The 20,334-nt window shown below is 68.7% G+C and carries 17 protein-coding genes and 2 tRNA genes; 15 read left to right on the forward strand and 4 right to left on the reverse strand.

Features of this window, described 5'->3' with window-relative positions; translation table 11 throughout:
* Positions 1 to 2: 2 nt before the first annotated feature.
* Together ABH928_RS07285 and ABH928_RS07290 are read right to left on the reverse strand one after the other, a co-directional pair.
* Positions 3 to 512: an NUDIX domain-containing protein gene (locus ABH928_RS07285; RefSeq protein ID WP_370063333.1), complete on the reverse strand. Its 510-nt coding sequence runs from the start codon at positions 510 to 512 to the stop codon at positions 3 to 5.
* A 90-nt stretch (positions 513 to 602) separates the two neighbouring features.
* Positions 603 to 676: transfer RNA gene (locus ABH928_RS07290), tRNA-Gly, on the reverse strand.
* Positions 677 to 741: 65 nt separating this feature from the next.
* Between ABH928_RS07290 and ABH928_RS07295 the strand changes: the two genes are divergently transcribed.
* From ABH928_RS07295 to clpX, 6 genes are all read left to right on the forward strand, one after another.
* Complete coding sequence (locus ABH928_RS07295) at positions 742 to 894, forward strand: hypothetical protein (RefSeq protein ID WP_370063335.1); 153 nt, start codon at positions 742 to 744, stop codon at positions 892 to 894.
* 58 nt (positions 895 to 952) lie between these two features.
* Positions 953 to 1,029, forward strand: a tRNA-Pro gene (locus ABH928_RS07300).
* A 250-nt stretch (positions 1,030 to 1,279) separates the two neighbouring features.
* Entirely contained in the window at positions 1,280 to 2,677 is a 1,398-nt protein-coding gene (gene tig, locus ABH928_RS07305) for a trigger factor (RefSeq protein ID WP_370063337.1), read from the forward strand.
* Between the two features lie 266 nt (positions 2,678 to 2,943).
* A complete protein-coding gene (locus ABH928_RS07310; RefSeq protein WP_196195730.1) occupies positions 2,944 to 3,561 on the forward strand; it encodes an ATP-dependent Clp protease proteolytic subunit in 618 nt (205 codons plus the stop codon).
* Positions 3,562 to 3,619: 58 nt separating this feature from the next.
* Entirely contained in the window at positions 3,620 to 4,282 is a 663-nt protein-coding gene (locus ABH928_RS07315; protein WP_370063339.1) for an ATP-dependent Clp protease proteolytic subunit, read from the forward strand.
* 258 nt (positions 4,283 to 4,540) lie between these two features.
* Entirely contained in the window at positions 4,541 to 5,824 is a 1,284-nt protein-coding gene (gene clpX / locus ABH928_RS07320) for an ATP-dependent Clp protease ATP-binding subunit ClpX (RefSeq protein WP_196195550.1), read from the forward strand.
* 68 nt (positions 5,825 to 5,892) lie between these two features.
* Here clpX and ABH928_RS07325 read toward each other — a convergent pair whose 3' ends face one another.
* On the reverse strand, positions 5,893 to 6,675 hold the full coding sequence (locus ABH928_RS07325) for a peptidylprolyl isomerase (protein ID WP_370063342.1): 783 nt from the start codon (positions 6,673 to 6,675) through the stop codon (positions 5,893 to 5,895).
* 165 nt (positions 6,676 to 6,840) lie between these two features.
* On the opposite strand from ABH928_RS07325, the gene ABH928_RS07330 reads away from it, so the two are divergent.
* A complete protein-coding gene (locus ABH928_RS07330) occupies positions 6,841 to 9,468 on the forward strand; it encodes a valine--tRNA ligase (protein WP_370063795.1) in 2,628 nt (875 codons plus the stop codon).
* 193 nt (positions 9,469 to 9,661) lie between these two features.
* Here ABH928_RS07330 and ABH928_RS07335 read toward each other — a convergent pair whose 3' ends face one another.
* A complete protein-coding gene (locus ABH928_RS07335) occupies positions 9,662 to 11,044 on the reverse strand; it encodes an MFS transporter (protein WP_370063344.1) in 1,383 nt (460 codons plus the stop codon).
* Positions 11,045 to 11,119: 75 nt separating this feature from the next.
* Here ABH928_RS07335 and ABH928_RS07340 point away from each other — a divergent pair, with 75 nt between their 5' ends.
* The 8 genes from ABH928_RS07340 (at position 11,120) to rodA (ending at position 20,261) form a co-directional block, all read left to right on the forward strand.
* Positions 11,120 to 12,457, forward strand: a complete 1,338-nt coding sequence (locus ABH928_RS07340) for a folylpolyglutamate synthase/dihydrofolate synthase family protein (RefSeq protein WP_370063346.1) — start codon at positions 11,120 to 11,122, stop codon at positions 12,455 to 12,457.
* Positions 12,458 to 12,673: 216 nt separating this feature from the next.
* Positions 12,674 to 13,042: a DUF4233 domain-containing protein gene (locus ABH928_RS07345; protein WP_370063348.1), complete on the forward strand. Its 369-nt coding sequence runs from the start codon at positions 12,674 to 12,676 to the stop codon at positions 13,040 to 13,042.
* Positions 13,043 to 13,230: 188 nt separating this feature from the next.
* Positions 13,231 to 13,653 (forward strand): nucleoside-diphosphate kinase, encoded by a 423-nt coding sequence (gene ndk / locus ABH928_RS07350; protein WP_370063350.1) that lies wholly within the window; start codon positions 13,231 to 13,233, stop codon positions 13,651 to 13,653.
* A 306-nt stretch (positions 13,654 to 13,959) separates the two neighbouring features.
* On the forward strand, positions 13,960 to 14,985 hold the full coding sequence (locus tag ABH928_RS07355) for a rod shape-determining protein (RefSeq protein WP_370063798.1): 1,026 nt from the start codon (positions 13,960 to 13,962) through the stop codon (positions 14,983 to 14,985).
* A gap of 70 nt (positions 14,986 to 15,055) precedes the next feature.
* Positions 15,056 to 15,997, forward strand: coding sequence for a rod shape-determining protein MreC (gene mreC / locus ABH928_RS07360; protein WP_370063352.1), 942 nt, complete (start codon positions 15,056 to 15,058; stop codon positions 15,995 to 15,997).
* 4 nt (positions 15,998 to 16,001) lie between these two features.
* On the forward strand, positions 16,002 to 16,718 hold the full coding sequence (gene mreD / locus ABH928_RS07365; protein WP_370063354.1) for a rod shape-determining protein MreD: 717 nt from the start codon (positions 16,002 to 16,004) through the stop codon (positions 16,716 to 16,718).
* A 79-nt stretch (positions 16,719 to 16,797) separates the two neighbouring features.
* Complete coding sequence (gene mrdA, locus ABH928_RS07370; RefSeq protein ID WP_370063356.1) at positions 16,798 to 19,068, forward strand: penicillin-binding protein 2; 2,271 nt, start codon at positions 16,798 to 16,800, stop codon at positions 19,066 to 19,068.
* Positions 19,056 to 20,261 (forward strand): rod shape-determining protein RodA, encoded by a 1,206-nt coding sequence (gene rodA, locus ABH928_RS07375; protein WP_370063358.1) that lies wholly within the window; start codon positions 19,056 to 19,058, stop codon positions 20,259 to 20,261. The genes mrdA and rodA overlap by 13 nt, the downstream gene beginning before the upstream one ends.
* Positions 20,262 to 20,334 lie beyond the last annotated feature (73 nt).

The following is a 20,334-nucleotide window of genomic DNA, read 5'->3' on the forward strand; positions in this document are numbered from 1 at the left end:
GCTCAATCGCCGCTACGGTTAAGGGTTTCCAGGTACCCGGCGACCCCGGTGCGGCGCGCCTCGACGGCGGCGGCGAGGCGGCGGTAGGTCGAGTCGTCCATGTCGTCGCGCCACGCCTCCGGTGAGCGCACGGCCCACTCGCCGTGCTCGGCGGGATCGAGCGTGATGGCCGCCAGCTCGCGTGCGGTGAGCGTCCCTCCGTCGAAGACGAAGCCGACGTGCGGGCAGGGCCAGGTGGCCCGCGGCGTGACGAAGTGCGTGAGCAGCAGCCGCGGTTCGCCCCGGAAGTCGAGCCCGGTCTCCTCCCGGCACTCCCGGACAGCCGCCGCCCATGGCGTCTCGCCCGCATCCAGGTTGCCACCGAACCACTGCCACATCTCGGCGTGTTCGGCGTGCACGGACCGCAGTTGGAGCGGGTTGCCGTGCTCGTCGGTGAAGTAGAGACACGCGTACCCGGTCTGCTTTGGCAGCGTCCGGACGTACTCCTCGGGCGGCATCCAGCCATTCGCCATGCGCCTCGGCCTTCCTCGTGCGACGGGATCGTCCCCTCAAAGCGGAAGGCCCAGACCGGGGAGCATGTCCCTGGCCTGGGCCTTCGGCGTTGGAGCGGGCGACGGGAATCGAACCCGCGTAGCTAGTTTGGAAGACTAGGGCTCTACCATTGAGCTACGCCCGCGAGTGCCGTTCGGGGAACAGGGTAGCGGACGCGGGGCGGCCCATGCACACCACTTGATCGACGACATGCGCGACGACCCTTTCCGCGACATGGACGACGGCATGCGCAACGACATGCGCAACGACCTGCGCAACGACATGCGCAACGACCTGCGCAACGACATGCGCGGCGACCTGCGGAACGGCCCCCGCGAAGACCCGCGCCGCGGTGCGCGGTAAATCGCTCGGGACGACGTGGTCGACCATGTACGCTACGTCTCGCCAAGCGAAAGACGTACGGGGTGTGGCGCAGTTTGGTAGCGCGTCCGCTTTGGGAGCGGAAGGTCGTCGGTTCGAATCCGGTCACCCCGACCAATTTTCTGGGATTCTCCTTCCCACCCCCGCTGAGCTGCGAAAACGCAGCGGCGATGGTCTCCGCCGACACCGGGGCGAAGGCGCATGTGGTAGCCGGTAGGATGGGACGCTGGTGGCGTCTGCGAAGGCGAACCAACCACCTGCCCGGCGGGCGATAGTCACCAAGACGCATCACCCGTCTCGCCGCGCGCCCGAGAATGCGGGCCGGGGCGGACACACCGACCCGTAAAGCCCCCAAGGAGACCCAACCGTGAAGAGCGCCGTGGAGACTCTGAACCCGACCCGGGTTCGACTCACCGTCGAGGTGCCCTTCGAGGAGCTCAAGCCCAGCCTCGACGCGGCGTACAAGAAGATCAACCAGCAGGTCACGGTTCCGGGTTTCCGTAAGGGCAAGATCCCGGCTCGCGTCATCGACCAGCGTTTCGGCCGCGGTGCCGTGCTGGAGGAGGCCGTCAACGACGCGCTGCCGAAGTTCTACGGTCAGGCTGTCGAAGAGGGCAAGATCGACGTCCTCGGCCAGCCGGAGATCACCGAGATCGAGGGCGTCGAGAAGCTTGCCGACGGCGGCGACCTGAAGTTCACCGCTGAGGTGGACATCCGTCCCGAGGTCACGCTCCCCGAGTTCGACACCATCGAGGTCACCGTCGACGCGATCGAGGTCACCGACGAGGACCTCGAGAAGAGCCTGGAGCAGCTCCGCGAGCGCTTCGCCTCGGTCAACGCCGTCGAGCGCGCCGCCGCCGAGGGCGACATCGTCGTCGTGGACCTTACGGCCAAGGTCGACGGTGACGTGCCCGAGGACGGCACCGCCACCGGCGTGACCTACGAGATCGGCTCCGGCCGCCTGCTGGACGGCATCGACGAGGCCGTCATCGGCCTCGAGGCCGGCGGCACCGCCACCTTCACCACCGAGCTCAAGGGCGGTTCCGCCGCGGGCAAGGACTCCGAGGTCACCGTCACGGTCACCGCGGTGCAGGAGAAGGAGCTCCCCGCCCTGGACGACGAGTTCGCCCAGATGGCCAGCGAGTTCGACACCCTGGACGAGCTGAAGGACGACTCCCGCAAGCGGCTCGCCCGCATGAAGGAGTTCGACCAGGCCACCCAGGCCCAGGAGAAGGTCCTCGACGCGCTGCTCGAGCTCGTCGACATGCCGTACCCGGAGAAGCTGCTCGCGGACGAGATCGAGACCCGCAAGCACAACCTGGAGCACCACCAGCTGCCCCAGATGGGCATCGACATGGACGCCTGGCTGAAGCTGCAGGAGAAGACCGCCGAGGAGTTCGACGCCGAGCTCGACGAGCAGGCCAAGAAGGGCATCAAGACCCAGTTCGTCCTCGACGCGATCGCCGCCAAGGAGGAGCTGAACGTCAGCCAGGAGGAGCTCACCGAGCACCTGCTGCGCCGCGCCGCCGGTTCCGGCATGACCCCGGACGAGTTCGCCCAGCAGGTCGTCCAGGGTGGCCAGGTGCCGCTGCTCGTCGGTGAGGTCGTCCGTGGAAAGGCGCTGGCGTCCGTGGTCGAGGCCGCCAAGGTCGTCGACACCAACGGCGAGGTCGTCGACTTCGAGGACGACGAGGACGCCGACGACGAGATCTCCGAGGCCGTCGAGACCGTCGTGGTCGAGGCTGAGGAGACCGAGGAGGCCTGAGCCCCCTTGGACGTCAGTACCTGACGAACACCGGCAGGGCCCGGACCGCAGTGCGCGGTCCGGGCCCTGCCGTATCCGATCCGGAGGCCCGAAGCGCGACGCGCTGGTCCGCACACGTGACGCTCAAAGCGAACAGGTCGGTGTGAGGGATGGCCAGGCAAGTCCCGCGCGTTAGGGTCGGTGGAAACGCTGTGACGGCTGTCTTCGACGATCAGCTGTCGTGCCAACAACGAGCAGGTGGATACGTGACGATTCCGCAGATCTCGATGCCCGGGCTTGTGACTCCCCGTGCCGCCGGTGACATCAGCGGTGGCGGACTGGGGGACCAGGTCTACAACCGTCTGCTCAACGAGCGCATCATCTTCCTCGGCCAGCAGGTCGACGACGACATCGCCAACCGGATCACCGCGCAGCTCCTGCTGCTCGCGGCCGACCCGGAAAAGGACATCTTCCTCTACATCAACTCTCCGGGCGGCTCGGTCACCGCCGGCATGGCGATCTACGACACCATGCAGTACATCAAGAACGACGTGGTCACCATCGCGATGGGCATGGCCGCCTCGATGGGCCAGTTCCTGCTCACCGCCGGCGCCAAGGGCAAGCGCTTCGCGCTGCCGAACGCCGAGATCCTGATGCACCAGCCCTCGGCGGGCCTCGGCGGCTCCGCGACGGACATCCGCATCCAGGCCCAGCAGCTGGTCCGCCTCAAGCACCGGATGGCCGAACTGATCGCCGAGCACAGCGGTCAGACGACGGATCAGATCACCAAGGACTCCGACCGCGACCGCTGGTTCACGCCGGTCGAGGCCAAGGAGTACGGCCTGATCGACAACATCATGCACAGCGCCGCGGACGTCCCCGGTGGCGGCGGCACCGGCGCCTGAGCGCCGCGTCGGTCGCACCAACCACCACAGACCATCGTTCCGGAGGACGGAAGACCCGATGAACATCCCCAGCCTCGACAGTGCCAAGGCGCGCATGGAGGACATGCGTGCCGAGGGCCGCTACATCATTCCGCGCTTCGTCGAGCGCACCTCGCAGGGCATCCGTGAGTACGACCCGTACGCCAAGCTCTTCGAGGAGCGCGTGATCTTCCTGGGCTCCCAGGTCGACGACGTCTCGGCGAACGACATCATGGCGCAGCTGCTCTGCCTGGAGTCGATGGACCCGGACCGGGACATCTCCATGTACATCAACTCGCCCGGCGGCTCCTTCACCGCGCTCACGGCCATCTACGACACGATGCAGTTCGTGAAGCCCGACATCCAGACGGTCTGCATGGGCCAGGCCGCCTCGGCCGCCGCCGTGCTGCTGGCCGCCGGTACGCCGGGCAAGCGCATGGCGCTGCCGAACGCCCGCGTGCTGATCCACCAGCCGTACACCGAGACCGGCCGCGGCCAGGTCTCCGACCTGGAGATCCAGGCGCACGAGATCCAGCGCATGCGCGAACTGCTGGAGGAGCTGCTGGCCAAGCACTCCAAGAAGACCCAGCGGGAGATCAGCGAGGACATCGAGCGCGACAAGATCCTCACGGCCGAGGAGGCGCTCCAGTACGGCTTCGTCGACCAGATCGTCTCCACTCGCAAGAACTCCCTGCAGGACTGAGCAGCAGCGGGTAGCTGAGACCAGTACCACGCAGCCAGACCGCCCCCGGCTCTTGGAGCCGGGGGCAGGGCCTGGCACCATCGTCAGTACCGACTTATCGTTCCGTCGTTCCGTTGTCCGGTCGTGAGCCGGATATTCGCCCAGGGCGGAAGTGGGAACCGCCGAAGACGGCGAATCGGGGGTCCTGGCGGAGTACCGTCGGATACCAAGCACCAGGCTCCGTCCCCCAGGGAGCCGTTGGCGAAGGGGAAGCACCTCGTGGCACGCATCGGTGACGGTGGCGACCTGCTCAAGTGCTCGTTCTGTGGCAAGAGCCAGAAGCAGGTGAAGAAGCTCATTGCCGGGCCCGGCGTGTACATCTGCGACGAGTGCATCGACCTGTGCAACGAGATCATCGAGGAGGAGCTGGCGGAGACCTCGGAGGTCCGCTTCGAGGAGCTGCCCAAGCCCCGCGAGATCTACGAGTTCCTCGACGGCTACGTGGTGGGCCAGGAGTCGGCCAAGAAGTCGCTCTCGGTGGCTGTCTACAACCACTACAAGCGCGTTCAGGCAGGGGAGAACGGCAAGCACGGCCGCGACGACGGCATCGAGCTCGCCAAGTCCAACATCCTGCTGCTGGGCCCCACCGGCTCCGGCAAGACGCTGCTGGCGCAGACCCTCGCCCGGATGCTCAACGTCCCGTTCGCCATCGCGGACGCCACCGCGCTGACGGAGGCCGGTTACGTCGGCGAGGACGTCGAGAACATCCTGCTCAAGCTGATCCAGGCGGCCGACTACGACGTCAAGAAGGCCGAGACGGGGATCATCTACATCGACGAGATCGACAAGGTCGCCCGCAAGAGCGAGAACCCGTCGATCACGCGTGACGTCTCCGGCGAGGGCGTGCAGCAGGCGCTGCTGAAGATCCTGGAGGGCACGACGGCCTCGGTGCCGCCGCAGGGCGGGCGCAAGCACCCGCACCAGGAGTTCATCCAGATCGACACGACGAACGTGCTGTTCATCGTGGGCGGTGCCTTCTCCGGTCTGGAGCGGATCATCGAGGGCCGGGCCGGCAAGAAGGGCATCGGCTTCGGCGCGACCATCCGCTCCAAGCACGAGATCGACTCCAGCGACATGTTCCGCGAGGTCATGCCGGAGGACCTGGTCAAGTTCGGCATGATCCCCGAGTTCATCGGCCGTCTGCCGGTGATCACCTCGGTCCACAACCTGGACCGCGAGGCACTGCTGCAGATCCTGACCGAGCCGAAGAACGCCCTGGTCAAGCAGTACCGGCGGCTGTTCGAGCTGGACGGCGTCGAGCTGGAGTTCACCGCCGAGGCCCTGGAGGCCATCGCCGACCAGGCGATCAAGCGCTCCACCGGCGCCCGCGGCCTGCGCGCGATCATGGAGGAGGTGCTGATGTCCGTGATGTACGAGGTCCCCTCTCGCAAGGACGTCGCCCGCGTGGTCGTCGACGAGCAGGTCGTGCTGGAGCACGTGAACCCGACGCTGGTCCCGCGCGACATCCGCGGCCAGCGCGAGCGCCGCGAGAAGAGCGCGTAGCGCGTAACAGGCACAGCAAGAAGGGCCCGGGGCGTTTCGCCCCGGGCCCTTCTTGCTGCACCCGGCTGTTACTGCTTGACCGCCGTAACGCTGTTGATCACGACGTTGTCGTTGGGATGACCGTCGCCCTGGCCGTTGGAGTTGTCGCTGCCGTCGGCGCCGACGTGGTCGAGGATGTCCAGCCCGCTGGTGATGGTGCCGAACGGCGTGTAGTTCGCCGACAGCTGGCTGTCCTTGTAGACCAGGAAGAACTGCGAACCGTTGGTGTTCGGACCGGAGTTGGCCATGGCCAGCGTGCCCGCCGGGTACGTGCCGCCCTGGATCGCCGGGTCGCTCAGGTACTCGTCGTTGAACTTGTAGCCGGGGCCGCCCGTGCCGGTGCCGGTCGGGTCGCCGCACTGCAGCACGTAGATGCCGGCCGTCGTCAGCCGGTGGCACTTGGTGTGGTCGAAGAAGCCCTGCTGCGCCAGGAAGACGAAGCTGTTGACCGTCTGCGGCGCGTGCTGCGCATCCAGCTTGACGCCGATGTCGCCGCAGGAGGTCTTCAGGGTGGCGGTGTACGTCGCCTTGGTGTCGATGCTCAGCGCAGGCGGGTTCGGCCACTGCTTGTTGTTCGGGCTGCCTGCGGCGACGTTCCCGCAGAACCCGGCGCTGCTGGCGGCACTCGCCGTGCTGCTCTTGCTGCTGGACGAGTTGCCCAGGGTCAGCCACAGCACCAGACCGACGACGACCAGGACCACCAGGCCCCCGCCACCGAAGATCAGCAGCTTCTGCCGCTGTGCCCTGGCCGCCTCCTGGGCGCGCAACGCATCCATCCGCGCCCGACGCGCCGCGCCCGGGTCCTCGCTCACCTTTGCTCCTCACCGTTGTGCCGCCACGGCTGTGCCCGCCGGCCGACCAATGTCAGCACACCAGTGTGACGGGTCGGACCACGGCGCACGAACGAGGCTCTCCGTTACCTCCCAGCGGTTCGTGACCAGGCTCGGCAGCCCCCTAAACTTGCCGTCGTGACCGACATGAACCAGCGCCCCGCCCAGACCGGGGACGAAAGCGCCCTCGAAACGTTGCCGACGCAGTACACGCCGGCCGAGGTAGAGGGGCCGCTCTACGAGCGCTGGGTAGAGCGCGGTTACTTCGCGGCGGACGAGAAGAGCGAGAAGCCGCCGTACACCATCGTCATCCCGCCGCCGAACGTCACCGGCTCGCTGCACCTGGGCCACGCCTTCGAGCACACCATCATCGACTCGCTGACCCGCCGTAAGCGGATGCAGGGCTACGAGGTGCTCTGGCAGCCCGGCATGGACCACGCCGGTATCGCCACCCAGAACGTGGTCGAGCGCGAGCTCGCCAAGGAGGGCAAGTCCCGCCACGACCTGGGCCGGGAGGCCTTCGTCGACCGCGTCTGGCAGTGGAAGGCCGAGTCCGGCGGCCAGATCAGCGGTCAGATGCGCCGCCTCGGCGACGGCGTGGACTGGTCGCGTGAGCGCTTCACCATGGACGAGGGCCTCTCGCAGGCCGTCCAGACCATCTTCAAGCGGCTCTACGACGACGAGCTGATCTACCGCGCCGAGCGCATCATCAACTGGTGCCCGCGCTGCCTCACCGCGATCTCCGACATCGAGGTGGAGTACCAGGAGGACGACGGCGAGCTCGTCTCCATCCGCTACGGCGAGGGCGAGAACAGCATCGTCGTCGCCACCACGCGTGCCGAGACGATGCTCGGCGACACCGCCGTGGCCGTCCACCCGGACGACGAGCGCTACAGGCACATGGTCGGCACCGAGATCGAGCTGCCGCTGACGGGCCGTCGGATCCCGATCGTCGCCGACGTCCACGTCGACCCGGAGTTCGGCACCGGCGCCGTGAAGGTGACGCCCGCGCACGACCCGAACGACTTCGAGATCGGCCAGCGCCACAGCCTGCCGTCCATCGCGGTCCTCGACGAGCACGGCGTGATCACGGTCCACGGCCCGTTCCTCGGCCTGGACCGCTTCGAGGCCCGCTCCGCGATCGTCGGCGCGCTGCGCGCCGAGGGCCGGATCGTCGCCGAGAAGCGCCCCTACACCCACAGCGTCGGCCACTGCTCGCGCTGCAAGACCACCATCGAGCCGCGCCTCTCCATGCAGTGGTGGGTCAAGGTCGCCCCGCTGGCCAAGGCCGCGGGTGACGCGGTCCGCGACGGCAGCGTCCAGATCCACCCGAAGGAGATGGAGTCCCGCTACTTCGCCTGGGTCGACAACCTGCACGACTGGTGCATCTCGCGTCAGCTGTGGTGGGGCCACCGGATCCCGGTCTGGTACGGCCCCAACGGCGAGGTCGTCTGCGTCGGCCCGAACGACGAGGCCCCGACGGGCGAGGGCTGGCACCAGGACACCGACGTCCTCGACACCTGGTTCTCCTCCGGCCTGTGGCCCTTCTCGACGCTGGGCTGGCCCGAGCAGACCCCCACGCTGGAGAAGTTCTTCCCGACGTCCGTGCTGGTCACCGGGTACGACATCCTCTTCTTCTGGGTCGCCCGGATGATGATGTTCGGCCTCTACGCGATGGACGGCACCCCGCCGTTCCACACCATCGCCCTGCACGGCATGGTCCGCGACCAGTTCGGCAAGAAGATGTCGAAGTCCTTCGGCAACGCGGTCAACCCGCTGGACTGGATGGACGCCTACGGCGCGGACGCGCTCCGCTTCACGCTGGCGCGCGGCGCCAACCCCGGCACGGACGTGCCGATCGGCGAGGACTGGGTCCAGGGCTCGCGCAACTTCTGCAACAAGGTCTGGAACGCCACCCGCTTCGCGCTGATGAACGGCGCGACGGTCGAGGGCCCGCTCCCGGCCGCGGAGCAGCTGAGCGCGGCGGACCGCTGGATCCTGTCGCGGCTGAACACCACCGTCGCCGAGGTGGACGCGCTCTACGACGACTACCAGTTCGCCAAGCTGACGGACGCGCTGTTCCACTTCGCCTGGGACGAGGTCTTCGACTGGTACGTCGAGCTCACCAAGTCCACGCTGGCCGAGGGCGGCCCGGCGGCGGACGCGACGCGTCGCGTGCTCGGCGAGGTGCTGGACGTGACGCTGCGTCTGCTCCACCCGATCACGCCGTTCGTGACGGAGACGCTCTGGACGACGCTGACCGGCGGGGAGTCGGTGGTTGTGGCGGAGTGGCCGTCCGACAGCGGCTTCCGCGACACGACGGCGGAGAAGGAGATCGAGCTGCTGCAGCAGGTCATCACCGAGGTCCGCCGCTTCCGCGCCGACCAGGGTCTCAAGCCGGGCCAGAAGGTGGCAGCCAAGCTGGAGTTGGCCGGCACCCCGCTGGTCGCCCACGAGGGCGCGCTCCGCTCCCTGGCCCGCCTCACCCCGGCGGAGGACGGCTTCCACGCGACGGCCACCCTCCCGATCGCGGGCGCGACGGTCGCGCTGGACCTCTCCGGCGCGATCGACGTCGAGGCCGAGCGCAAGCGGCTCGGCAAGGACCTCGCCGCAGCGGAGAAGGAGCTGGCGCAGGCGACCGCGAAGCTGTCGAACGAGGCCTTCGTGGCGAAGGCGGCCCCGGCGGCGGTGGAGAAGATCCGTGGGCGCCTGACGAAGGCGGGCGAGGACATCGAGCGCTTGACCGCCCAGCTGGCGGCGCTTCCCCAGGGCTAGTTGCAGCACCTAGCGGTGCTTGTGCTGCCGCAGGTGGTTGCACTATCTAGGGGCGCGGGGCTCTGCTGATGTGCGGCTCCGCCGCGTGGGCGCGACAAGCCACCCAGTGTGGTGAGTCGCTCAGCGAGCAGGGCCATTCGCACAGGGTGGTTGCTCGCGCAGTTCCCCGTGCCCCTTGAGGTAGTGCAACTACTTACGCGTTGACTAGTTCCGGCTCAGCCGGGGTCTGGGACGACGTCTGTAGGCCGACGCCCTTCGTCTCCTCCGCCCACAGCACGCAGACCAGCAGGCCCACGGCGGTCAAGGCGGCAGCCATCAGCATGGTCGGGCCGATGCCCAGCCCGCTGAGGGAGAGCGGGAGCAGGTACGTACCGACGGCCGCGCCGATCCGGCTCACCGACGTCGCGAAACCGACGGCAGTCGCCCGCACCTGAGTGGGGAACAGCTCGTTCGGATACGTCCAGTCCAGCACGTTCGGACCGCCGCAGAGGAACGCGTACGAGCACAGCGCGATCAGCGCCAGCGCCGCCGGGGCGGTGGGCCAGACGCCCAGGAAGACCAGCGGGACGATCATCAGAGCGAAGGACAGGATGATCGTGGGCCGCCGGCCGCGCGTGTCGATGGCGCGCAGCGCCGGGTAGCAGCCGACCAGGAAGACCAGGCTGATCAGCCCGGTGCCGAGGGTGTCCATCACGGTGCCGCCGGGCAGGCCGAAGGAGCCCAGGATGGCCGGGCCGAAGGTCAGCATCGCGAAGAGCGGCGCCACCTGGCACAGGAAGAACAGGCCGCAGAAGAGCGTCCGGCGACGGTAGGCGGGGCTGAACAGGACCCGCAGCGAGCCTGCGCCGATCCGCTCGCCCGTCGCGTCACCCGTCGCCTCGTCCGTCCCACCGGACGTCAGCTCGGCGACGGTGACCTCGCGGCCGAGGTGCTTGCGGACCACGGCGACGGCCTCCTCGCCGCGCCCGTGCTGGGCCAGCCAGAGGGGGGACTCGGGCGAGCCGCGCCGGATGACCAGGAAGAAGAGACAGAGGACGGCCGAGCTCGCCAGCATCCAGCGCCAGCTGCCGTTGCCGCCGAACTGCTGGAAGAAGTAGCCGACGACGTACGCCAGCACGGAGCCCGCGTACCAGGCGACGATCTGCTTGCCGAGCAGCCTGCCGCGTTCCTTGATGGGCAGCCACTCCGCCAGGAGTGAGGTGGCGATCGGATAGTCGGCTGCGACCGCCATGCCCAGCACGAAGCGGAGCGCGACGATGAGCCAGACCTGGTCCGCCCAGAACGAGAGTACGGAGCAGACCACCATGACCAGCAGGTCGGCGGTGTACATCACCTCGCGGCCGATCTTGTCCGTCAGCACCCCGAAGACTGCGCCCCCCACGAACATCCCGATCAGGGCGGAGGCCCCGATCAGGCTGACGGCCGCCGTGCTGAGTCCGAGCTCGGGCTGCATGCCGGTGACGGCGACGCCGACGATGCTGAGGATGTAGCCGTCGAGCAGTGGCCCGCCTGAGCAGGCCAGCGCAAGACGCCGGTGAAATGCCGTATACGGTGCGTTGTCGATGACTGTGGACATCTGGCCCACTTTGCATAAGACAACCGTCAAACGACTAGGGACCAAGGTCCTTCGTTCGCTCCGTAGACTTGCGACGTGAGCGACACTGAGCTGACCGCGGTAACCGCGGAACTGGTGGCCAAGTGGCCTGAGACCAAGATCGACCCGTCCCTGGAGCGGATCAAGGCACTGATGGACATCCTGGGCCAGCCCCAGCTGTCCTACCCGTCCATCCACATCACCGGGACCAATGGCAAGACCAGTACCGCTCGCATGATCGAGCAGCTGCTGCGCACCTTCGAGCTGCGCACCGGCCGCTACACCAGCCCGCACGTCGAGTCGATCACCGAGCGCATCTCCCTCGACGGCCAGCCGATCAGCCCCGAGCTCTTCGTCCAGACCTACGAGGACATCAAGCCGTACGTCGCCATGGTCGACGCGCAGCAGCCCAACCCGATGTCCTTCTTCGAGGTCGTCACCGCGATGGCCTACGCCTGCTTCGCGGACGCCCCGGTCGACGCGGCGGTCATCGAGGTCGGGATAGGGGGTACCTGGGACGCGACCAACGTGATCGACGCGGTCGTCTCCGTGATCACGCCGATCGCCCTCGACCACACCGACAAGCTCGGTGACACCACCGCGGCGATCGCGGGGGAGAAGTCCGGGATCATCAAGAAGGGCGGCCTGGCCGTCGTCGCCCAGCAGCCGCTGGACGCCGCCGAGGTGATCCTCCGTCGCGCGGTCGAGATCGACGCGACGGTCGCCCGCGAGGGCATGGAGTTCGGCGTGGTGCGCCGTGACGTCGCGGTCGGTGGCCAGTTGGTCACGCTTCGCGGGATCGGCGGGCACGAGTACGAGGAGGTCTTCCTCCCCCTCCACGGTGCGCACCAGGCGCAGAACGCCGCGCTGGCCCTGGCCGCGGTCGAGGGCTTCTTCGGCGTCGGGGCGGCGCACGACCAGCCGCTCGACATCGACAAGGTCCGCGCCGCGTTCGTCGACGTCAGCTCGCCCGGCCGGCTGGAGGTCGTCCGGCGCAGCCCGACGATCGTCCTCGACGCCGCCCACAACCCGGCCGGGGCCCGGTCCACGGCGGAGGCGATCGGCGAAGCCTTCGCCTTCACCCGCCTGGTCGGCGTCTTCTCGCCGAGCGGCGACAAGGACGTCACCGGCGTTCTGGAGGCGCTGGAGCCGGTCCTGGCGGAGATCGTGGTCACCCGGAACTCGACCCATCGCGCGCTGGACGTCGACCGCCTGACCGAGCTGGCGGTCGAGGTCTTCGGCCCCGACCGCGTCCACGTCGAGCCCCGCCTCGACGACGCGATCGACGCCGCGGTGACCCTCGCCGAGGAGGAGGGCGACCTCGGCGGCGCGGGCGTCCTCATCACCGGCTCCATCATCACCATCGGCGAGGCCCGCCTCTTGCTCGGCAAGTAGTTGCACTATCCAGGGCGCGGGGGCTGTGGCTGCCGCCGGTGGTTGCACTGTCAGGGGCGCGAGGAACTGCGCGACAAGCCACCCACGCAGGGTGGCAGGCCGAACGAGCAGGGCCATCCGCATGCCGGTGGTTGCTCGCGCAGTTCCCCGCGCCCCTGAGGTAGCTGCTACCTCCCCGGCTGCAAGGCGTTCAGGACCGGCGATTAAGCTTGCCGCGTGCGTACGCTCTGCTCCACCACCCTCATCAGCGAAGCCATGGTCATCGGCTTCGCCGCGCTCGTCGCCATGCATCTGTCGGATGTGTCCAGCGGCACGCTGTGGTCCGTCTCGGGCGCGGCCATGGCGCTCTGCGTCCTGCTCTGCGGGGCGCTGAACCGCAAGGGCGCGGTGACCGTCGGGTGGGCGCTGCAGATCGCGTTGATCGCCAGTGGGGCGATTGTGGGGATGATGTACGCACTCGGCGTGATCTTCGCGGGCTTGTGGTGGTGCTCCGTGCACTACGGCCGCAAGATCGACACGATCAAGGCCGCCCGCGAGGCCCAAGCGGACCAGGCGGCCCCGGCGGCCCAGAGCGCAACCGCCTAGCACACCCCTGCATTCAGGCGCACGCACGACGGGACCGGCCACTCTGCCGGGTGATTTTCCCTCCGCTCTGCCCGGTCGAACCGTCGTCACGGCCCAGCCTCGGAACAGGCAGTCCCGCTGCGGAAGATCACACACCGCTCGGGTAGTGTTCGTGTCGATCATCACATCGCAACCCAGGGAGCCGTCCCATGTCCTCGTCGTCCCAGCGCACCCTGGTCCTGCTCAAGCCCGACGCCGTGGCCCGTGGTCTGGTCGGCGAGATCGTCTCCCGGATCGAGCGCAAGGCGAACTGGCGGATCGCGGCCATGGAGCTGCGCACCCTGGACGCGGCCACCCTGGAGCAGCACTACGCCGAGCACGTCGGCAAGCCGTTCTACGCGCCGCTGATGGAGTTCATGTCGTCCGGCCCGTCCGTCGCGATGATCGTCGAGGGCGAGAGCGTCATCGAGGGCATCCGACTGCTCGCCGGCAAGACCAACCCGCTGGAGGCCGGCCCGGGCACGATCCGGGGCGACTTCGCGACCATCACCCGCGAGAACCTGATCCACGCCTCCGACTCGGAGAACTCCGCCGAGCGCGAGATCAAGATCTTCTTTCCGCGACACGCCTGAGCCCCAGGCACATTCGACTTTTCTCACCGCACAGCTTCTTCACCGGATCCGTACGGCACTTGCTTGAGCCATCCGGAACCGAACTTCGACACACGGCGTCCCAATGGCGGGATATCCGATCGTCTGCACGGACAATGGCGACAAAGGTCCCGTCGCTACCATGGTGACTGCTCGACGGCAGCTTCGTTCATGGTCGCAGTAGCACTAGCTGATGGCCCGTGAGTCGGCGTATCCGCCCGGCCATGTGCCGCCGTCGCCCCCTCATCCGCGAGCTCGGGAAGGCCCCTCATCCCCATGGCGAACAACATGTCGTTCATTGGTCGTGACATGGCTGTCGACCTCGGCACGGCCAACACGCTGGTGTACGTCAGGGGTCGAGGGATCGTCCTCAACGAACCGTCGGTGGTGGCGGTCAACACCAACACCGGTGGGATCCTCGCCGTCGGAGCCGAGGCCAAGAAGATGATCGGGCGCACGCCCGGCAACATCGTGGCCATCCGTCCGCTCAAGGACGGCGTCATCGCCGACTTCGAGATCACCGAGCGGATGCTGCGGTACTTCATTCTGAAGATCCACCGCCGCCGCTACCTGGCCCGTCCGCGGGTCGTGGTCTGCGTGCCCAGCGGCATCACCGGGGTCGAGCGCCGCGCGGTGATCGAGGCGTCGGCCCAGGCCGGTGCGCGCCAGGTGCACATCATCGAGGAGCCGATGGCGGCGGCGATCGGCGCCGGGCTGCCGGTCCACGAGGCCACCGGCAACATGGTCGTTGACATCGGCGGCGGCACCACCGAGGTCGCCGTCATCTCGCTCGGCGGCATCGTCACCGCGCAGTCCATCCGGGTGGCCGGCGACGAGCTCGACAACGCGATCATCCAGCACATCAAGAAGGAGTACTCGCTCCTCCTGGGTGAGCGCTCCGCCGAGCAGATCAAGATGACCATCGGCTCCGCCTACCCCACCGAGGGGGACAAGGAGGAGCACAGCGAGATCCGCGGCCGCGACCTGGTCAGCGGGCTCCCCAAGACCGTGGTGATCTCGGCCGCCGAGGTGCGCGAGGCGATCGAGGAGCCGGTCTCCACCATCATCGACGCCGTCAAGACGACACTGGACCAGTGCCCGCCGGAACTCGCCGGTGACATCATGGACCGCGGCATCGTTCTCACTGGGGGCGGCGCGCTGCTGCGCAACCTGGACGAGCGACTGCGCCGTGAGACCGGCATGCCGGTGCTCATCGCGGAGAACCCGCTGGACTCCGTCGCACTCGGCTCCGGCAAGTGCGTCGAGGAGTTCGAGGCGCTCCAGCAGGTCCTGGACGCCCAGCCGCGCCGCTGACGACGCGTCAGCACCTCTTCTTCATCTCCAGCCACTGAGCACGAAGAACTGAAGGGCCCTGCCGAGAGTCGTGAGGGACACACGAGAGAGCCGGCTTCTGCTGATCCTGCTGGTGGCGGTCGCCTTCGCACTGATCACCGTGGACATCCGCGGCGGTGACGACTCACCGCTGAACGGTCCGCGGTCCGCCGCGGCGTCGGTCTTCGGACCCGTCGAGAGCGGCGTCTCCGGGCTGGTCCGGCCGATCGCCGACGGTCTCCACTCGCTGCGCGACTCCGGCAGCCAGGGTGACCGGATCCGGGCGCTCGAGCAGCAGAACCAGCTGCTCAAGCAGCAGTTGACCTCCTCCGACGAGGTCAAGGGCCGGAACGGCGAGATGACCAAGCTGCTCGGCGAGGCCGGCGCGGGTCAGTACACCATCAAGGCCGCCCAGGTCGTCGCCATAGGAGCGAGCCAGGACTTCTCCTGGACCATCACGATCGACATCGGCAGCAACGACGGCATCCAGCGCGACATGACCGTCATCGACGGCGACGGCCTGGTCGGCCGGGTCACCACGGTCGCGCCCACCACCTCCACCGTGCTGCTGGCCGACGACCCGCGCTTCACCGTCGGCACCCGGATGGAGGGCAGCGGCGAGGTCGGCTTCGCCACCGGCGAGGGCGACGCCCCGATGCGCGTCGAGCTGCTCAACGGCCATGCCAACGTCAAGGTCGGCGACCGGCTGGTCAGCTTCGGCTCGGAGGACGACAAGCCCTTCGTGCCGGGCGTCCCGGTCGGGAGGGTCACCCAGATCGTCAACACCCCCGGTGAGCTGACCAAGACCGTGCTGGTCCAGCCGTTCGTCAGCTTCACCACGCTCGACCTGGTCGGCGTTGTGGTCCAGCCGCCCCCCACCGACCCGCGGTACGCGGTGCTGCCGCCCAAGCAGGCTCCGCCCGCGCCGGCCCCGACCCCGTCCGCGCCTGCCCCGTCTGCGACCACGTCCGCTCACGCCGGGAAGAAGAACTGACGCCATGTGGTTCCAACGCGCCCTGCTCTCCGCGGCCCTCGTGGTGCTCGCGGTCGTCGTCCAGGTCAGCATCCTGGCCCGGCTCGGCCTGCCCGGCGCGGTGCCGGACCTGCTGCTGCTCGTCGTGATCGGTCTGGCGCTGGTCTACGGCCACGTCACCGGCTGCCTGGTCGGCTTCTTCGCCGGGCTCTTCGCGGACCTCGCGCCGCCGTCCGACCACGCGGTCGGCCGCTACGCGCTGGTGCTCTGCCTGGTCGGCTACGCCGCCGGGCTGATGCGACCGGAGACCGGCCACCTGCGCTCGGTCACCCGCCCGTTGGCGGTCGTCGCGGTCGCCGCGTTCGGCGCGACCGTGCTCTACGCGGGCGTCGGCGCGCTGGTCGGCGACACCGCCGCCCGGCACGTGGGCCTCACCGGCCTGCTGATCTCCTCGGTCGTCTACGACGTGCTGCTGGCCCCGTTCGTCGTCCCCGCCGTCATGGCGCTGGCCCGGCGCACCGTCAGCGACCCGACGGCCGACGGGCAGAGCCGCGGCGGGACGCCGAAGCCGCGCCGCATCGGCGTCAACCGCCGCGGCACCTTCTTCGGCGACCGCGGTACGCGTACCGGCGGCGCGGCCGGCCTGGGCACGGTGCCCGGCTTCGGCAACCCGTCGTCCAAGTCCGCCAAGAGCGGCAGCGGCAGCAGGTTCAGCCGCACCGCCAAGAGCGGCGCCAAGTGAGCGCCGCCGAGAACTGAGACACCGTCGCCCTCCCGCGCGGGACACGGCGGCAGCCAGGCAGAAGTAAGGAGGGGAACTCGTGGGGAACATCCCGGAGACGGGTCGGACCCGGAGAGTCACCGGCCGCCTGCTGGTGCTCCAGGTGCTGGTCCTCTCGATGCTCGGCACCCTGGGCGGGCGGCTCTGGTTCCTGCAGATCCGCGACGGCGCGTCCTACGTGGCGCAGGCCTCGTCCAACCACATCCGCACCGTCGTCGACCCCGCGGTGCGCGGCGAGATCCTCGACGACATGGGCGTGCCGCTGGCCGACAACACCACCAAGCTGGTGGTCACCGTCAGTCGTACCGTGCTGATGCAGCAGAAGGACGGCGGCGTCGCCGTGCTGACCCGGCTCGGCCAGGTGCTCGGCATGACCTACCAGCAGATGCACGACAGGGTCCGGCTCTGCGACGCGCAGACGCCCGCCCCGTGCTGGAACGGCTCGCCGTACCAGCCGATCCCGGTCACCGAGACGGCGACCACGCAGCAGGCCATGCAGATCATGGAGCGCCAGGAGGACTTCCCCGGCGTCACCGCCAGCCCGACCGCGGTCCGCTACTACCCGGGTCCGGACGGCGCCAACGCGGCGCAGATACTGGGTTATCTCTCCCCGGTGACCCAGGACGAGATCAACGCCGCCACCGACGCCAGCGGTAAGTCCACGCTCGCGCCCTCCGACACCGCGGGCCGCGCCGGACTCGAGTACCAGTACGACAAGGCGCTGCGCGGCACCGACGGCGCCACCAACCTGGAGGTCGACAACCTCGGCCGGGTCCAGGGCACCGCCGGCGGCACCCCCGCCGTCCCCGGCGACGACGTGGTCACCAGCATCGACGCCCGGATCCAGGGGATCGCCGAGCAGCAGCTCAACCAGGCCCTGCTGACCCTGCGCAAGACCTGGGACCCGGTCAGCAACGAGTACTTCAAGGCCGACTCGGGTGCGGTCGTGGTGGAGAACGTCCACACCGGCCAGATCGTCGCGATGGCCAGCGCTCCGACCTACAACCCCAACATCTGGACCGGCGGCATCTCCGCTGCCGACTACGCGGCGCTGAACAGCACGAGCTCCGACTTCCCGCTGCTGAACCGGGCGATCCAGGGCCAGAGCGCACCCGGCTCGACGTTCAAGGTGATAAGCACCACCGGCGCGCTCAACGCGGGCTACGGCTTCGACTCGACGTTCCCCTGCACCTCGTCGATGACCATCGGCGGCCGGGTGTTCAAGAACTTCGAGGGCGAGAACTACGGCATGATCAACCTCTCGAAGGCGCTCGAGGTCTCCTGCGACACGGTCTTCTACAACATCGCCTACCAGCAGTGGCTGAAGGACGGCGGCACCAAGCCGACCAACCCCAAGGACTGGCTGTACAAGACCGCCCACCAGTTCGGCCTCGGCACGACCACCGGCATCGACCTGCCGGGCGAGGTCACCGGCCGAGTCCCGGACCGCGCCTGGCACCAGACGTACTACGACGAGATGAAGGGCATCTGGTGCCAGCAGGCCAAGACCGAGACCGATCCGTACCTCAAGGCGGTCGCCACCGAGGACTGCGCCGACTTCGCCACGCTGCGAGCCGGTGACGAGGTCAACTACGCGATCGGCCAGGGTGACACGCTGGTCACCCCGATCCAGATGGCCCGCATCTACTCGGCGCTGGCCAACGGCGGCACGATCTACCAGCCGCAGCTGGCCAAGGCCATAGTGTCTCCGGGCGGCAAGGTCGTGCAGCAGATCAAGCCGGTCGTCCAGGGCCATCTGCCGGACACCCCGCAGATGATCTCCTACATCGACCAGGCCACCGCCAACGTCGTCACCAGCGGTACGGCGGCGTGGAAGTTCCAGGGCTGGCCGCAGGACAAGATCCAGCTGCACGCCAAGACCGGTACCGCCGAGGTCGTCGGCAAGCAGACCACGTCCTGGTTCGACACGTACACCAAGGACTACGCGATCGTGATGACGATCTCCCAGGGTGGTACCGGGTCGGGCGGCGCCGGTCCGGCCGTGCGCAACATCTACAACGCGCTCTACGGCATCCAGGCGAACAACACGATCGACCCGAGCAAGGCGATCACCCCGGCGGGTGACACCCAGCTGCCGTCCTTCCATCCGGACGGCACGGTCACCAGCCCGGTCTCCTACACGCTGCCGAACGGCGCCACCCTGAACGGCACCGTCCCCGGCCAGCCGGGCTACGTCACCCCGGCGGTCCCGGCGGTCCTCCCGGCCACCGGCTCCAAGGCGCCGCTCCTGCCCGCCCTCGACGTCGCGGCGCTGGCGCCCGAGCGGAGGGCGGACGGATGGGAGGCCTGAGCAGCACGAGTTGGACCGCGCCGCGCTACACCCCGCGCAAGGAGGGCGTGCGGCGGCTGGTCGAGCGCGACTCGCCGCTGCGGCGGATGGACTGGCCACTGGTGCTGGCGGCGCTGGCGCTCTCGGGCGTCGGCTCGCTGCTGGTCTGGTCGGCCACCCGCGACCGCAGCGACATCAACCAGGGCGACCCGCAGTACTTCCTGGTCCGCCACCTGCTCAACACGGGCATCGGCGTGGCGCTCTGCGTCGGTGTCGTGCTGCTCGGCCACCACCGGCTGCGCACCGCAGTGCCGTTCATCTACGGCCTGTCGATCCTCGGCGTGCTGGCCGTACTCAGCCCGCTGGGCTCGACCGTCAACGGCGCGCACTCGTGGATCGTGCTCGGCGGCGGCTTCTCCGTGCAGCCGTCCGAGTTCTGCAAGATCGCGATCATACTGATCGTGGCGACGATACTGTCGGCACGCGTCGACGCGGGCGAGCTGCAACAGCCCGACGGCCGCTCGATCCTGCGGGCGCTGAGCCTGGCCATGGTCCCGATAGCGATCGTCATGATGATGCCGGACCTGGGCTCGACCATGGTCATGGTCGTCATCATCCTCGGCCTGCTGCTCGCCTCCGGCGCGCCCGGCCGCTGGCTGCTCGGGCTGACCGCCGGCGGTGCGCTGGGCGCCTTCGCGGTCGTCCAGCTGCACCTGCTGAAGCAGTACCAGATCGCGCGCTTCGCGGCCTTCGCCGACCCGACCCTCGACCCGTCGGGCGTCGGCTACAACACCGCGCAGGCCCGTATCGCCATCGGTTCCGGCGGCCTGACCGGGCAGGGCCTCTTCCACGGCACCCAGACCACGGGCCAGTTCGTGCCGGAGCAGCAGACCGACTTCGTCTTCACCGTCGCCGGTGAGGAGTTGGGCTTCGTCGGCGGCATGCTGATCATCGTGCTGCTGGGCATCATCATCTGGCGCGGCTTCCGCATCGCCCGCGAGGCGCCCGACCTCTACAGCACGGTGCTCTCCGCCGGCGTGGTCACCTGGTTCGCCTTCCAGGGCTTCGAGAACATCGGGATGACCCTCGGCATCATGCCGGTCGCCGGTATCCCGCTGCCGTTCGTCAGCTACGGCGGCTCGTCGATGTTCGCGATCTGGATCGGCATCGGGATCCTGCAGTCGGTGAAGATGCAGCGCTCGATGGCGGGCTGACGCCCCGTCTGCCCCGTCTGCCCCGTCTGCCCCGTCCGCCCGTCTGCCCAGGAGCGCCGCGTCCGTCCGACGG

The organism is Streptacidiphilus sp. MAP5-3, from assembly GCF_041262505.1.
Taxonomy (GTDB): Bacteria; Actinomycetota; Actinomycetes; order Streptomycetales; family Streptomycetaceae; genus Streptacidiphilus.

Bases quoted from the DNA above. Each gene is read 5' to 3' on its own strand.
- ABH928_RS07285 (WP_370063333.1), bottom strand. From the start codon at position 512: ATGGCGAATGGCTGGATGCCGCCCGAGGAGTACGTCCGGACGCTGCCA.
- ABH928_RS07295 (WP_370063335.1), top strand. From the start codon at position 742: ATGCGCGACGACCCTTTCCGCGACATGGACGACGGCATGCGCAACGAC.
- ABH928_RS07310 (WP_196195730.1), top strand. From the start codon at position 2,944: ATGCCCGGGCTTGTGACTCCCCGTGCCGCCGGTGACATCAGCGGTGGC.
- ABH928_RS07315 (WP_370063339.1), top strand. From the start codon at position 3,620: ATGAACATCCCCAGCCTCGACAGTGCCAAGGCGCGCATGGAGGACATG.
- ABH928_RS07330 (WP_370063795.1), top strand. From the start codon at position 6,841: ATGAACCAGCGCCCCGCCCAGACCGGGGACGAAAGCGCCCTCGAAACG.
- ABH928_RS07335 (WP_370063344.1), bottom strand. From the start codon at position 11,044: ATGTCCACAGTCATCGACAACGCACCGTATACGGCATTTCACCGGCGT.
- ndk (WP_370063350.1), top strand. From the start codon at position 13,231: ATGTCCTCGTCGTCCCAGCGCACCCTGGTCCTGCTCAAGCCCGACGCC.
- ABH928_RS07355 (WP_370063798.1), top strand. From the start codon at position 13,960: ATGTCGTTCATTGGTCGTGACATGGCTGTCGACCTCGGCACGGCCAAC.
- mreD (WP_370063354.1), top strand. From the start codon at position 16,002: ATGTGGTTCCAACGCGCCCTGCTCTCCGCGGCCCTCGTGGTGCTCGCG.
- rodA (WP_370063358.1), top strand. From the start codon at position 19,056: ATGGGAGGCCTGAGCAGCACGAGTTGGACCGCGCCGCGCTACACCCCG.